The sequence below is a fragment of the Myxococcus llanfairpwllgwyngyllgogerychwyrndrobwllllantysiliogogogochensis genome (assembly GCF_006636215.1).
Classification (GTDB): Bacteria; Myxococcota; Myxococcia; order Myxococcales; family Myxococcaceae; genus Myxococcus; species Myxococcus llanfairpwllgwyngyllgogerychwyrndrobwllllantysiliogogogochensis.
Genome location: NZ_VIFM01000093.1, coordinates 23,223 through 37,615 on the forward strand (window position 1 = coordinate 23,223; position 14,393 = coordinate 37,615).

The following is a 14,393-nucleotide window of genomic DNA, read 5'->3' on the forward strand; positions in this document are numbered from 1 at the left end:
GGTCCATCACCCCGGAAGGGCGAGCACCACCGCCGTCTTGTTGTGGAACTGTGGAACGCCTCCCCCCAGGGCCCCCACCTCGCCGAGCGTGAGGCAGCCCACGACCGGGGTGTCCTCCCCGAGTGCATCCTGGAAGCGCGCCAGTTCGTCGCGGAACTCCTCGCCCAGGATGTGGTACCGGGAGATGCAATCGAACACCACCGCGCCGCCCAGCGCGCCTGAGGTGGCTTCCCGCGCCAGGGTGGCGGCGCGGGCCGCGGCGTCGAGCAGTTCCGCGCGCTCGCCCTCCATCACCCGGACCAGCGAGCCGTCCGGAACCTCGGCGACGCAGCGGACAGCGCCGTCGGGCTCGACGGCGAGCGGGTCTCGAATCACGAACTCCCCATTGGCCTGGGGAATCCCCAGCGGGTGGGTCATCGCGAAGCGGGCGAAGCCCTTCACGTCGAGCACGTCTCCCCGACTCGCGGCGGTGCGCCGGTAGACCTCGAACGCGCACTCGTACTCGAGCTCGACGGCGGTCGCTCCTCGGGCCTTCGTGACCTGGGTGGGTGGGCCGTACGGATGCCACCCATGCTGAATCCCGACGCCGATGGGGGCCAGGGTGTCGAGGGCAATCACCACCACCTGGTCCCGGTAGGCCTGGCCCTCGGTGAACTGGGCCGCCTTGACGAGTTGGAGGTTGTTGCCAGCGCCGCCACCCACCCAGCCGATGCCCGCGCCTGCTTCCTGCTGAGCCCCTCGTACGACCTCGGTGGGGTTTCCGCTGAGCGCGTCTGGGAGGATGATCAACGCGCGCCGATGTTCGGGGGGCTTGGGGGGCAGCTTTCCGACGGCTTGCGCCACCGCGGAGCGCCCGGCCAGCCTGGGGGCCTCGCTGACGGGCCCGCCCATTCCCACGCCCACCTGGAAGTCCTTCCCTCGGAAGAGCGCGACCACCAGCCCTTGGAGCAACAACTCGGCTCCCGCGAAGACGCCCGCCGCGCTGCACCCGGCCCAGGGAATATCCCCCAGCTCCCGCTGAACCGCGGACGCCAGGGATGCCGCGTCGTACTGGTCCGTGCACAGGACGAGGGCGAAGCGCGCGTCATCCCCTTCGCGAAGTGCCTCCTGGATGGCTTCATGGGCGGCGGCTTCGCAATCGGGTGAGTTGCTCTTTCCGATCTGGATCCACATGGGCTCTGGAATCGATATTCATTCGCGAGCGCGCTTGCAGGTCCCGGCGGCTTCGCATGCCTCGCCTGGAAGGCTGGTGCCGACCAGGGTGGTGCGGAGGACGCCAGCCGGCCAGGCGGGCCCGTGGTGGCACTCCCACTCTCCGGACGGTTCTGGTGGCGGACCGGCCTGCTGGAGCGTCATCCCTGTCTAGATGCAGCTCAGGAACTATTGGTATGCGCATGCTGTAAACATCGCGTCAGACGCAATTCGCGGTTCCGTGCGTGCCGGTGTCGCCGCCGGGGCCGAGAATGAGGGGACCACCCGGCAGTCTGGGGGGATCAGTCCACCCCATGAGCCTGTCGCACCGGGCATGAGCGACCTGTTTTCACAGGGGTGGGGTGCGCCCCCTGGTTGGTCTGACGCTTGCTTTGCGATTCAGGTTGCACAACCGGAGGGTCGCGCCGGGCATCCCGTCTCACGGCGGCAATTACAGTCATTTCGCAGAGTGAAACAACACATATCTCATAATACAAGAAAAACAGCTAAGACTTGAAGATCGAATTATTCACGAATAGTCTCATCGAAGTTTCGAAGTTGAAACAACGAGGAGAACTCAACGTGAATCCTGATTCGAAGTGCAACGCGGTGGCGTTGGTGTGTCTCGCCTTGATGGGCTGCGGAGACGCGGTGCCCGAGGGCGGCGTGCCTGCAGAATCCATCCCTGAAGTGGTCGACTCGACGATCGCCCCGGAGGGCTGGGAGACGGTCGCGAATCAGTATCAGTCGTTCACGCTGACCCAGCCCTCGACCGTCCGGTTTGGACTCGGCGAGACCTGGGTGACGAAGGAGCTGGCTGCGGGCAGTGTGTATTGCTTCTTCAATCCGGACCCGGCGCCCGGCAAGTTCAAGACGTGCCAGCGCAAGACGCAGCAGAACCCGGTGCCGGAGCCGGCGCTCAGCCCCGCGTGTGCCACGTTCTACCCCTCGGGTTTCGCGCTCTCCAGCGCTCGTCAGGCCCCCGCCGTTCCCGCATTGGCGAAGCCCGCGAAGGGTGTCGCTGTTTCGGAGCCGACCTACAAGACGTGTCTCGTACGCGCCACGGACCATACCGCCGACGGCGTCTCCGGCTTTGCTCGGAACGACTACTCCCGCCGTCAGGCCTTCAACTCGAACAGCACGAAGCAACTGGTGTATGCCCTCGACGGGTACTGGCACGTGTATGACGCGAACACCCGCGCGCGACTGAAGCAACTGTCGGGGCCGGCCGGGGACGCGGAGCCGCAATGGCACCCGACGAACCCTGACCTGCTGTACTACCTGCCCACCAATGGCATTGGGATGAAGCTCCACGAGCTGAACGTCGCGACCGGGGCGACCCGCGTCGTGGGTGACTTCGGCGCGCGGTTGAAGGCCCGGTGGCCGGCCGCGATGGCGGCCTGGACGAAGGCGGAAGGTTCCCCCTCGGCGGATGGTCGCTACTGGTGCTTCATGGTCGATGCGACGGACTGGGTGAGCGCGGGCGTATTCACCTGGGACCGCGACACCAACACCATCCTGGGCATGTACGACACCCACGGCGACCGGCCCGACCACGTGAGCATGTCCCCCAGCGGGAACTACTGTGTGGTGTCCGGCGATGGGGCGGGGGGCACGGCGGCGTTCTCGCGTGACTTCAGCACGAGGACCCAGTTGCTCGGCATCTCCCAGCACTCGGACCTCGCGCTGGATGCCAATGGCGAGGATGTCTACGTGGCCATCGACTACGGCTCCAACGAAGGCGACGTGTTCATGGTGAATCTGCGCACGGGCGTGCGCACGGCGCTGTTCGCGACCTATCTGAGCGGCACCGCGACGGCGCTGCACGTCTCGGGCAAGGCGTTCGCCAGGCCGGGCTGGGTGGTGGTCAGCACCTATGCCGACGGTGGTGGCTCACTGCAGTGGCTGCACCGCAAGCTGCTGGCCGTGCAGCTCAAGGCCAATCCGACGGTCTACACGCTCGCGCACCACCGCTCCTCGCCGAACGGCTACTGGACGACGCCCGTCGCCAGCGTCAACCGCGACTTCACGCGGGTGGTCTTCAACTCCAACTGGGGCAACGGCAGCGATACGGACGTCGACACGTACGTGGTCGAGCTGCCGGCGAACGCGCTGCAGTAACGACGCGGCGCACTTGGGGCCCCCGTGCTCGAGCGGGTAGGGGGCCCGCTTTCCCATCCGAATCCATGACCCATGCGTGTCCGCGCGTGGCGCGGTGCCGTGGTCTCCACTCAATGAGGAGCGTTCAACATGAGTTCTGCCTTGAAGCATGACGTGATGGCATTGGTGTGTCTGGCGTTGGTGGGCTGCGGCGACGGAGCGGACGAGGGCGGTGTGCCTCCCGGCCCACTCCCTGCGGCGGTCGACTCGACGCTCGCTCCGGAGGGATGGGAGACAGTCGCGAACCAGTATCAGTCGTTCACGCTGACCCAGCCGTCGACCGTCCGGTTCGGACTCGGCGAGACCTGGGTGACAAAGGAGCTGGCCGCGGGCAGTGTGTATTGCTTCTTCAATCCGGACCCGGCGCCCGGCAAGTTCAAGACGTGCCAGCGCAAGACGCAGCCCGTGCCGGTGCCGGAGCTCAGCCCCGCGTGTGCCACGTTCTATCCCTCGGGGTTCGCGCTCTCCAGCGTTCGTCAGGCCCACCCGATTCCCACCTTGGCGGAGCCCGCCAAGGGCGTCGCGGTGACGGAGCCCACGTACAAGACGTGTCTCGTACGGACCACCGACCACGCCGCGGATGGCGTCTCCGGCTTTGCTCGAAACGACTACTCGCGGCGTCAGGCCTTCAACGCGAACAACACGAAGCAGCTGGTCTACGCCCTGGATGGGGCCTGGCATGTGTACGACGCCAACACCCGCGCGCGGCTGAAGCAGCTGTCGGGTCCGGCTGGGGACGCGGAGCCGCAGTGGCACCCGACGAACCCGGATCTGCTGTACTACCTGCCCACCAACGGCGTTGGCATGAAGCTCCACGAGCTGAACGTCACGACCGGGGCGACCCGCGTCGTGGGGGACTTCGCCGCGCGGTTGAAGGCCCGGTGGCCGACGGCGAACGCGGCCTGGACGAAGTCGGAGGGCTCTCCCTCGGCGGATGGTCGCTACTGGTGCTTCATGGTCGACACGAGCGACTGGAGCAGCGTGGGCGTGTTCACCTGGGACCGCGACACGAACACCATCCTGGGCACATATGACACGCTGGGCGAGCGTCCCGACCACGTGAGCATGTCCCCCAGTGGGAACTACTGCGTGGTGTCTGGCGACGGGGCGCGGGGCACGGCGGCGTTCTCGCGCGACTTCAGCGCGAGGACCCAGCTGCTGTCGAAGTCCGAGCACTCGGACATCGCGCTGGATGCCAATGGCGACGACATCTTCGTGGCCGTCGACTACCAGTCGAACGCGGGCGACGTGTTCATGCTGAACATTCGCACGGGTGTTCGCACGGCGCTGTTCCCAACGTACGTGAGCGGCACCGCGACGGCGTTGCACATCTCCGGCAAGGCGTTCGCCAAACCCGGCTGGGTGGTGGTCAGCACCTATGCCGACTACGGTGGCGCCCAGCAGTGGCTGCATCGCAAGGTGATGGCCGTGCAGCTCAAGGCCAATCCGACGGTCTACACGCTCGCGCACCACCGCACCGCCTCGAACGGCTACTGGACGGAGCCTGTCGCCAGCGTCAACCGTGACTTCACGCGGGTGCTCTTCAACTCCAACTGGGGCAACGGCAGCGACACGGACATCGATTCGTACGTGGTCGAGCTGCCTGCGAGCGCGTTGCCGTAGGAATACGGCGCATGGCTGCGAGGCGGCTTCCTTCCGAGGAGGCCGCCTCATTCGTCAGTGCTTCACCCTGGCCCATGCCCGAAGGACTGACCTACAGCCCCAGCTCGCTCATGGGGATGCGGTACATGTCCCCGGTGCCGCCCCCGATGCCTTTGAGCGAGCCCTCGTCCCGAGGCGTATCGAAGCGCTCGCCGACGTCCCCCGTGAAGGGGCGGGTGCTGCTGAAGTAGAGCCACCTCCCGTCGGGAGACACGCTGTGGTTGTACTCACTGGCGCGCGTGTTCAGCCCTTCGCAGAGGCGCCTCGCGGGCTCCCAGGTGCCATTCACCCGGCGGCTGAGGAACAAATCGTACCCTCCCAGCCCGTCCGCGCGTCGCAGGGCGCTGAAGAGCAGATAGCTCTCGTCCGGAGCAATCCAGGGCTCCAGCTCGTGGACCGTGGAGTTGATGGCCGCGCCCAGGTTCTCTGGCGGTTGGTATGCGCCGTCGACCCAACGGGAGACCCAGAGATCGCTCCCTCCGAGGGTGCCCACGCGCTCGCCTCCGAAGTAGAGATTGCCGTTGGTGGCGACCGCGGGTGACCACTCGTCGAGGCTCGCGTCATTGACGGGCGCGGGCAGTCTTCGCGCGTCTTCCCATTCGCCGTTCGTGCCCAGGGACGCGGCCCAGATGTCATACGACGCGCGCGGACCGGGCTCGCCGGGCTGGGGACGATTGGAGATGAAGTACACGGTGCGCCCATCGGGCGACAGGTGGGGATCCGCGTTGCTCCACTGGTCCGCGAAGCGAGGGAGCACGGGGCGAGACCAGACCCCGTCGTCCCCGAGCCGCGTCTCGTACATCGTGTACCGCTCGAAGCTGTCGTCGGCCCTCCCGAAGAGGACGCGGCGCTGGTCTGGCGAGAAGGCCATGAAGAAGTCCCAGGCGCCCGTGGTGAAGAGGCCCGCGCCGTAGAGCTCGGGCGTACAGGCGGCGCGAGGCGTCGCCATGCTTCCTGAATGGGCGCCACATGCCAGCGTCGTGAGGCTCAGCACTCCGAGAACCCCTTGCATCCACTGCCTTCCGGTCATCGTCAGTCCCTCCTGGACGTGCATTCCGTCGTTGGGAGGTCAGCGGTAGCATCCGGGCATGAGGCGAAACTTTGGGAATCTTGCGTCGGCTCCGTCCACGCTGCCCGGGCGCCCTGGTGGCTATCACCTGCTCGGGCAGGGTGAGGCCTTCGACGTCAGGGACTGTGTCTGTCAGGAGGGCGCGGGGAGCCCTGCCTTCGGCGGGCAGCATCCTCGCGTCCGGATCAGCGTGGTGTTGTCAGGCGTCTTCCACGTCCGTGCTCGCGAGGGGGCCGCCGTGGTGGGTCCCGGAGCATTGCTGCTGGGAAACCGCTCCGCCCCGTACGAGTACCGACATGTCGATGATGGGGGAGACCGCTCCATCGTGTTCGACTGTTCGGAGTCGCTGTTGGAGGATGCATTGCGTTCGCTGGGGCGCCACGCGCATGTCGAGCATCCCTTCGCGCGGGTCTGCATCCCCGCTTCGGTCGCCTCGGCGGAGGCCGTCCTGCTCACGCATCACGCCCTGGCGAGTGGAGAACCAGAGGCCCTGCGAGAGGCGGCGCTGACGGTGATGGGGACGGCGCTGACGCTGGGGTGTGAGCCGGGGGAGGCGTCGCTGGCGGTCTCGGAGCCACAGGCGCGCCGGATTGCGCGGAGCCTGCGCTACATCGAGACCCACAGCGCGGAGGACTGTTCCCTGGAGACCCTGGCCCACGTCGCGGGGCTCGCGAGCTTCCACTTCCTGCGCGTGTTCCGGGCGATGACAGGGCAGACGCCTCGACAGTTCGTCATCGCCACGAGGCTTCGAGCGGCGGCGGCGGCCCTGCGGATGACGCGCGCTCGAGTCACTGACGTCGCCCTGGAGGCCGGCTTCGGTGACCTGTCCCACTTCACGGCGAGCTTCACGCGAGCGTTCGGCGTCTCGCCTCGCGCCTATCGCTCGCGTGCCGGGGATTGACGGACAGTCCCGTCGCCGCCAGGGAACGGTTGGCACCCTCGGCGCACCCGCCCGTGGTACCACCCGGGTGATTCTCTTCGAGGAGCCTTGGTGAACCGTGTCCGTCCCCTGGATGAGTGGGTGTCCCGCCTTTCCACCTCGAACCCGAACGACGTGGCGGCGGCACTCGAAGTGCTGGGCGAGGCGCTCTGTGCGGACGATGAGGCGGTCCGGGAGCGAGCGGCACAACTGCTGGTGAAGGAGCTGGCCCGGGCGGGCTCGGCCGCCCAGGGTCCCATCCTCCGCCTGCTCCAGACGTCCTGGTGGCCGCCGCAGGTGCAACTGGCCGAGCCCGCGCTGGAGGCGGTGCTGACCGCGGTGGCTCGAATCGACGTTGATGCGCCCGAGCTGGATGAAGCGGCGCTGCTCATCGCGAACCTCTACCGGGCAGCCCCGTTGCCGCTGAGCGCGCTGGAGGGAGCCCTGGGCCACGCGAAGGCCTCGGTCCGTCGAGTCGCCGCGGGCTGTGTGGGCCGCGTGGGCAAGGCGGCGGTGTCGTTGCTTCCTCGCCTGCTCACGGTGTTGGACGACTCGGAGTCCGTGGCGGGGGCCGCGCTGGAGTCGCTGGGCTCGCTCGCCTCCGCCGCGCCGGAGGTGGCCCTGCCCGCGTTGTTCGACCAGGTGAGCCGGGCGGAGGGGACGCGGCAGTACCTGGCGCTGACCTCGCTCCGGAGCCTGGTGGAAGAGGGCCGCCGTGAGGGCAAGCCCGCCCCGGAGCTGGCCTCCCTGGAGCCCGTCTTGCTGAAGACGGCCGAGGACCCCCAGCCGCCCGTCCGCCTGGAGGCGGTGTCCCTGCTGGGCCTGGGGCGCCTGTCCTCGCTGTCCACCGTGGCCGCGCTGCGCAAGCGCCTCCAGGATGAGAGCCCCGCGGTGGCTGCCTGCGCCGCCGTGGCCCTGCTGCGCGTCGGGGCTCCTCCCCAGGAGGCTGCCTCGCTCCTGGCAGCCCAACTGGCGTCCGCCGAGAACCCGGACAAGGTCGGCGCCGCGCTCAGCGCGCTGGAGGGCGTGGAGCCCGCCACCCTCGGCCGCATCCGCGACACGCTGGCGGCGGCGGCGCGGGGCGCGAAGGGGCTCGTCGCCGAGGCCCTCCATGAGCTGCTCCCTCGCAACGCTTGATGGAAATGCCTTCCAGCGGAGAATGCCTGAATTTCATGATAAATTTGAATTAAGGCGCTCGGGCTGGGATTGACTGAACGGGCGTCCTTCGCGTTCGCGCGGAAAGGCACCCATGTTCAAGTCCCTTGGCTGTGTCCTGTTGGCGTCTCTCCTGGTGGGCTGTGTCGGCACCGAGTCCGACCTGGAGGACGAGGCGTCCTTCGAGGAGAGCTCCGAGCAGGCCATCTGTGGCATTGGCTGTCCGCCTGGGCAGCATCCCACGGCCTATTACTGTGATCGCTTCGCCTGTGGCGCGCTGGCCTGCAACTTCAACAACTCGAACGCGACGACGTGCGCGGTGACGCCCAACTGCGGAACCATCACGCAATGCGGGCTGGGGTGCCCCGCGGGCTTCTCCGCCATCGCGTTCGTCTGCAACCTGAGCTGCGGCTTCTGCGGTGGGGGAACGGTCAACGCGACGCAGTGCCAGTCCAACACCAGTCCCCAGGGGTGTCCCTGTGCCGCCCTTCCGGTGGGGAGCGCGGTGGACCGGGGCGCGGCGGGAGGCCTGCACTACCTGGAGCTCTACTACTCCACCTTCACCAGCTCGAACCCGAGCATCGGGACGGCGAGCTTCAACTCGCTCAGCTGCGTCAACGGGTTCTCGGTGGGGCAGATTGTCTGCAATGGCTCGCCGGTGAGCGCCACGGTGACGTACTCCGACACGCAGCAGCTCAACATCGCGATTCCCGCGTCGAGCGTGGCTCGGAGCTGCGTCGCCCATAGCTCCAGCACCAACTCGCAGTACATCCGCTTCGCCTTCACGGTGCCCGGAACTCCGTAGCCCGGCGCTGGCGCCAGGAAACACCGCGGGCCCGGGGCGTCCTGTTGGAACGCCAGCCGGGCCCGCTTCCGCTTTCTATCGGCGCGTCGCGCGTCAGCGCAGCTCCTGGGAGAACCGCTCGCGATACCGCCCCTGGAGCGACTTCAGCGCTTCCGTCATCCCCACGGCACGGTACTGGTCCGCCAGGAGTCGCCACGCCTCCATGTGCTGGGGCTCCAACGTCACGACGCGCTCCAGGTGTGTCCGTGCTTCCTCGCGAGGGCCGGACGTGGAGGCCAGCCAGCCGAGGATGAAGTGCGCCTGCACCGCCTCCTCGTGCGCGGCCACCGCCCGCCGACATGCCGCTCGCGCGGGCCCCGACCTGCCCGCGCGCATGTGGACCTCGCAGTCGAGTACGTGCTGCACCGCCGCGCGCGGGAACTCCCGCTTCAGCCAGGCGAGCCGCGCCTGCGCCTTCGTCGCCGGCCCCTTGTCCAGGTACACCTCGACGTCCTTCACCGCGCGGATGAGCTCTCCCTCCCGCTCCACCGCGACACCGCTCACGGTCGCATCGACCGGCAGCGCCATCCATCGTCGCGTCTGCAGAGCCCACGTCCGCAACGGCTCGGTCCGGGACCCATTGCCCATCTTCTGGGTGGCCTGCTCGGCCCAGGTGAGCGCGGAGGACTGCTTGAAGAGCGCCGCGAGGTCTCCCCAGGCTTCTGGCGGCGTTCCTGGGTTTGCCTCCATCCGCTGCCGCGCGCGCACGAGGTGGCCTTGCGCCTCCAGGTGCCGCTCCTGGTGGAGCTCCAGGACGGCGAGCTGAAGCAGGGCGGCGGCCTGGTCGGGGAACTTCTCGGCGGCGGACTCGCACTTCTCGCGGGTCGCCGGCAGCTTGGGGGCGACCCGCGTGTCCAGGTAGCAGGCCAGACCTTGGAGGTGGGCGTCCTCCGGGTAGCGTCGCGCGAGGGGCTCCATCTGCTGGGCGGCGACCTCGACGCGCCCCTCTTTTTCGAGCGCGAGGATTTCGTTGAGCCGACGCCGGTCGTCCGGCGACAGGGTCGTCTTGGGCTCGTGCTGGACCAGCGGCGCCTTGCCTTCGCGGACCTTCGCGAGCCAGTCGACCACGGCCTGCTTCTCCGGACCTTCCCAGTCCGGTGAGGTCGTCGAGGCCAGTTGCCCACCCAGCTCGGTCGCCCAGGCCCGCGCGGCTTCGTCATCTCGACGACCCGCGGACGCATGGCGAAGGCTGGTGGCGAGCAACGCCAGGGTCTGCGACGCGAAGGCCGCCTGATTCGGCGCGTAGCTCGGGAACATCATCCAGTGCGAGCTGCGCACGTGGAAGGCCCCCAGCGTGTGCGCCCACTCATGGAGGAAGACGGACGTCTCCTTGTGCGCCTTGCGCTGCTGGTAGAGCGTCTGCTGTTCGTCCGCCGGCAGGTGGATCAGCGCTTCCATCATGGCGCGGACCTCCTCCGGGTTTCCCATCTCGCGCAGCACACAGTGGCGCCCGAACATCCGGGCCATGCCCAGCTCATGCTGCGCGGAGGAGAAGAACTTGAGCGAGGAGACGAAGCCCACCACCAGGTCCACGTCCTCACCCGGGTCCGCCAGCTCCAGCGCGGCCAGGGAGCCCTCCAGCTCGCCCTCGACGCCGCGATGCGCCCACTCGCGCGTCGACTCGAGTTCGAAGACAACGCCCAGCGGCCCTCGCACCACCGCGCTCGCGCGTTGCAACTGGGACACGATGCTGCTTCGCCAGCGAATCACCTGTTCCCGGTAGTCCGCATCCGCGTAGACGCGGACCCGAACCTTCCGAACCGGACCCGCCGAGGACTGCGACGAAGTCTCCAGCTTCGCTGGCGCGAGGGTCTGTGCATGTTCCCGCGCGTAGTCCACGGGGCGCTTCACACACGACACCCCCAGGACACAGACCCATACCGCAAGCAGGGCGCAACGCGCCTCGAATCCCATCACACGACCTGTGCTCATTCAGTCCCCACCCTCGAAGCGCGCCAGGACCCCACCTGACTCCCAGCGCCAGCTCATGACGCGGGAGGGAGTGCGAGCCTTGGCGGCGCGGCGGCGGCGAATGCTAGCACTCCATGAAAGTGACAGTCCCTCGTTCTCGTGGGGTTCGCCCCGAGTCTCCGTCCGAGTCCTTCGAGCCCCCATGAACTCACCCACCGTCTCAGGCAGCCCTCACCGTCTTCGTGCCGAGGATGGGAACACCCCAGAGGGGCCCGACCCGGTCAGTGGATGCGGAGGGTATCCAGGAAGGGCAGGGAGATGGGCAATCACAGTCTTCGATTGAAGCCCGTGAGCGCACGCCTTTTGGCAGACAGCCCGTCACCGCTTGAGTCGGTTCCAGCCACCACTCCGAGAGGACGGGGGCCGCGGATGGCTCGTGGACTCCAGGTGTGTTCGGCCTGTGCCACCAGTCCGGCCCTCACCCTCGCTGCGCGCAGGTGCCACCGGCAGTGGGGGCTCGCGGGCCCTGTCGGAGTGCGTCGTGCGATGACGCCGCGCGCTGATTTCAACGCCGTGAGTCAAGCGCTCAGTGCGCCATGACAGAACCATGACAAAGGCATGGAGTCGCCATGGACCTTCCACCTATACCGCCGCAGTAGGTTGGCTGCATTCGCTGACCTGCAACGGGGCTTCTTCCATGCGTGTCATCTCCCCAGGCCTCCTCGTGGCGGCCGTGACGGAACTCTCGCTGTCGAGGAGCGCGAAGCTGGTCCGGCTCAAGGACGTCATCGCCTGGTGTGAGTGGAACGGCGTGGACTACGAGGGGCCGGGCGGCAAGCAGCAGGCGCTCTGGGACGCGGACCGCGAGGAAGCCCTGGGGCACCGCCGCCTGCTCAAGTTCAAGAGTGGTGAGTGCAAGCAGTCACGCGCGGGCTGGGCGCTCATCGCGCACGGAGACAAGGCGCGCGAGGCCGCTGCACAGCTCACCTGGCGCGAGCAGCTCTGGGACGGAGAGAAGTGGGACTGGCTCGGCGGGAGCGCCCCTGTCGTGGCCCGCCGCCCCAACGCGAGGCGGGAGCGGTCGAGCAACGAGTCCAACACGGAGCACCTCGTCGATCAGCCTCGCCTCCTGGTCGGCTGACACGCCTCATCGGCGGGAACTCGCCACCTGCTGGTCCAGAGGCAGGCCCCCGGGACGAAAAGGGGAGGGTGCTCGCGGGCGTCGCGGCTACTTCGCGCGTCTCCACTTCACCTCGCCGACGGCGCCCGTTCCACCGGTCGTCGGCGCGGGGACGATGTACTTCAGCTCGTCGCCCGTCAGCGTGAAGGTGCGCCGCTGCTGCGTTCCCTCCCAGTTCGGGAACGAGGCGTGGTCGATGTGGAAGGTGACGGTGTGCTCCACCTCGTTCACCGAGTACCGGCCGAAGTGGGAGTTGGTCCCGCGCACGGTGGCCTGATTCTCCTCCGGTGTCCCCTGGTTCTTGTCGCTGGATGCGAACCGGGCGCGTCCCGCTCGGAGGATCTGGATGGAGTAGCGTCCCCGGCCATCGAACATGAGGAGGCCCTGGGGCTCGGCACCGTAGAGCTGCACGCGTTTCCCATCCGGGAGCACGTTGTCGACCAGGACGAGCGTCCAGGACCCGACGAGTTGCTCCTTGAAGGACTTCTCCCCGGCGTCCGCCTCTCGTGAGGGGAGCAACACCGCCAGGAGCAGCAGGGACACGGTGGGGAGGGCGCGCAATGGGCTTCGAGTCATCGGGTTTCGTCCGTTCACATCAGCACCCCGCCGCCGTCCACGCTGAGGACGGTGCCGGTGAGGAAGGGGTTGGTCATGGCGAAGAGGGTGGCGGCCGCCAGGTCCTCCGTCCTCCCCACGCGGCGGGCAGGAGCCTTGCTGGCGTAGTCCGCGAAGAGCCGCTCGCGGGCCTCGGCGCCGAGCCGGTCCCAGAAGGAGCCGGAGTCCACCACGCCCGGAGAGATGGCGTTGAGCCGCACCGGTGCCAGCTCCACGGCCATGGCCTTGGTGAAGGCTTCGAGCCCTCCATTGACCAGGCTGGTGATGGAGGTGCCGACAGCGGGCTTCCAGGCGCGGAACCCGGAGAAGAAGGTGAAGGAGCCCTCCGGGGAGATGCGCGGCGCGGCATGTTTCACCAGGAAGAGGGGAGCCCAGAGCTTCGCGGCGAAGGCTCGCTCGATGGCGGCGGCGCCCAGTCCGGAGAGGGGTCCGACGGCGCCCTGGCTCACGGTGCTCACCAGATGGTCGAAGGAGCCCACCCCTTCACAGAAGGCCGCCACCTCTGCTTCCACCGTGGCATCCAGGACACGGACCTCTCGGGGGCCCTTCATCAACTCCGAGGTGGCCTCCAGTGTCTCGCGCTTGCGGCCCGCCAGCACCACGTGGGCGCCCGCCTCGGACGCCGCGATGGCCACGCCCCGGCCGATGCCTGAGCCAGCCCCAACGACAATCACCTTCCTGCCTTCCAACTGCATGGGTGCGCCTCCGCGTCGGATGAACTCCGTAACCCGATAAGAAGGTTACGAGCGGAGGTATGTTCGAGAATCCGTAACCTGTCAATGGGGTTTCATGGCGCTCGTTTCGGGCGGCGCCGTCGCGGACTTCCGCCAGGGACAGGTACCAGCACGGAGAGTCGTTCTTGTGGCGTGCGTGGCCCGGCGCATGTCCTGGCCGGCCGCTCCCGTCAGAGGGCGGCTTTGTCACATCGCGGGAGGTGTGCGTCCTGGAGGAACGCCCTGCCTGCGCGCTGCGTCCCTCGCGCACGCGACGCGAGGACCTGCCTGTACGACACCTGACGGGAGGCCGCGTGGCGCTCCACTTGCACCGGGCCGCGGTTCCTCTCGCGAAAGACCTGCCTCGGTGCATCTCCTGCGACACGTCGTCGACTGCGCGCTGTATTCCCTCTGCCTCACGGGCCTCGCGCTGCTGTCGCCGAGCAACACGGGCTGTGGCGCGGCCCCCTCGGACGCATCGTCCCCAGGGGTCCGCGCCTCGCCCGGCACTCAGAGGGTGGCGCTCGACACGGCGTCAGTCCTCACGGCCCTCGCCGATGTCCGTCCCACCGCGTTCGCTCCGAGCACCCCCCCGTGCGTGTCGCGGGAGGGTGCCTGCACACCAGACTTCCCTGCGCGCGGTTGTGAAGCGCGCGAATAGCGTCCGACTGCGACGGTCTGCTCAGTTGCAGCCCTGGCTGGTCAGCCAGTCCACGCCCCGGGTCCGCGTGGCCGTGCCGCTCGTGCCGCCGCCGTCCGTGTTCGAAAAGGACAGGGACACGCTGGCGCCCGAGGACTGGTTCCTGAGCTCCATCGTCATGTTGTTGGGGATGAGCGTGGTGGAGTTCGGGTAGTTCGCGCCGATGGTGTAGCGGATACGGCCGCTCGGAAGGCTTCCGCACTTGGCCATCTTGTTCTCGAGCTGCACCCAGTTGCCACGGTTGAAGTTGGCATCCTGAGGCACCAGGTTCGCC

12 protein-coding genes are annotated in these 14,393 nt (G+C 68.0%); 6 read left to right on the forward strand and 6 right to left on the reverse strand.

Translation table 11 applies throughout. From position 1 onward, the window contains the following. Positions 1-6 precede the first annotated feature (6 nt). Entirely contained in the window at positions 7-1,173 is a 1,167-nt protein-coding gene (locus tag FJV41_RS22855; RefSeq protein WP_141644649.1) for an FIST signal transduction protein, read from the reverse strand. A gap of 600 nt (positions 1,174-1,773) precedes the next feature. Between FJV41_RS22855 and FJV41_RS22860 the strand changes: the two genes are divergently transcribed. Together FJV41_RS22860 and FJV41_RS22865 are read left to right on the forward strand one after the other, a co-directional pair. Continuing rightward, on the forward strand, positions 1,774-3,312 hold the full coding sequence (locus FJV41_RS22860) for a lactonase family protein (protein WP_246137359.1): 1,539 nt from the start codon (positions 1,774-1,776) through the stop codon (positions 3,310-3,312). 129 nt (positions 3,313-3,441) lie between these two features. Then, entirely contained in the window at positions 3,442-4,974 is a 1,533-nt protein-coding gene (locus FJV41_RS22865) for a TolB-like translocation protein (protein WP_141644650.1), read from the forward strand. 91 nt (positions 4,975-5,065) lie between these two features. On the opposite strand, the gene FJV41_RS22870 is transcribed toward FJV41_RS22865, so the two are convergent. After that, positions 5,066-5,962 (reverse strand): Xaa-Pro aminopeptidase, encoded by an 897-nt coding sequence (locus FJV41_RS22870; RefSeq protein WP_246137360.1) that lies wholly within the window; start codon positions 5,960-5,962, stop codon positions 5,066-5,068. A 139-nt stretch (positions 5,963-6,101) separates the two neighbouring features. Between FJV41_RS22870 and FJV41_RS22875 the strand changes: the two genes are divergently transcribed. The 3 genes from FJV41_RS22875 to FJV41_RS22885 all read left to right on the forward strand — a co-directional run bounded on the left by FJV41_RS22875 (position 6,102) and on the right by FJV41_RS22885 (position 8,961). Next, positions 6,102-6,983, forward strand: coding sequence for a helix-turn-helix domain-containing protein (locus tag FJV41_RS22875; RefSeq protein ID WP_141644652.1), 882 nt, complete (start codon positions 6,102-6,104; stop codon positions 6,981-6,983). A gap of 90 nt (positions 6,984-7,073) precedes the next feature. Continuing rightward, positions 7,074-8,138 carry a HEAT repeat domain-containing protein gene (locus FJV41_RS54630; protein WP_181790850.1) on the forward strand — a complete coding sequence of 355 codons (1,065 nt, stop codon included), beginning with the start codon at positions 7,074-7,076 and terminating at the stop codon, positions 8,136-8,138. A 112-nt stretch (positions 8,139-8,250) separates the two neighbouring features. Beyond that, positions 8,251-8,961 carry a hypothetical protein gene (locus tag FJV41_RS22885; RefSeq protein ID WP_141644654.1) on the forward strand — a complete coding sequence of 237 codons (711 nt, stop codon included), beginning with the start codon at positions 8,251-8,253 and terminating at the stop codon, positions 8,959-8,961. Positions 8,962-9,054: 93 nt separating this feature from the next. Here the strand turns inward: FJV41_RS22885 and FJV41_RS22890 are convergent, their stop codons facing one another. Then, the gene (locus FJV41_RS22890; protein WP_141644655.1) at positions 9,055-10,851 is read right to left on the reverse strand and encodes a matrixin family metalloprotease; all 1,797 of its coding nucleotides are present in this window, start codon (positions 10,849-10,851) and stop codon (positions 9,055-9,057) included. 757 nt (positions 10,852-11,608) lie between these two features. Between FJV41_RS22890 and FJV41_RS22895 the strand changes: the two genes are divergently transcribed. Beyond that, positions 11,609-12,052, forward strand: a complete 444-nt coding sequence (locus FJV41_RS22895) for a hypothetical protein (protein ID WP_141644656.1) — start codon at positions 11,609-11,611, stop codon at positions 12,050-12,052. A gap of 87 nt (positions 12,053-12,139) precedes the next feature. Here FJV41_RS22895 and FJV41_RS22900 read toward each other — a convergent pair whose 3' ends face one another. From FJV41_RS22900 to FJV41_RS22910, 3 genes are all read right to left on the reverse strand, one after another. Further along, positions 12,140-12,667 carry a lipocalin-like domain-containing protein gene (locus tag FJV41_RS22900; protein ID WP_220137884.1) on the reverse strand — a complete coding sequence of 176 codons (528 nt, stop codon included), beginning with the start codon at positions 12,665-12,667 and terminating at the stop codon, positions 12,140-12,142. 14 nt (positions 12,668-12,681) lie between these two features. Next, on the reverse strand, positions 12,682-13,401 hold the full coding sequence (locus tag FJV41_RS22905; RefSeq protein ID WP_141644657.1) for an SDR family oxidoreductase: 720 nt from the start codon (positions 13,399-13,401) through the stop codon (positions 12,682-12,684). 700 nt (positions 13,402-14,101) lie between these two features. Beyond that, positions 14,102-14,393: DNA/RNA non-specific endonuclease (locus tag FJV41_RS22910; RefSeq protein WP_181790852.1), on the reverse strand; the 292-nt coding region annotated here is incomplete at its 5' end.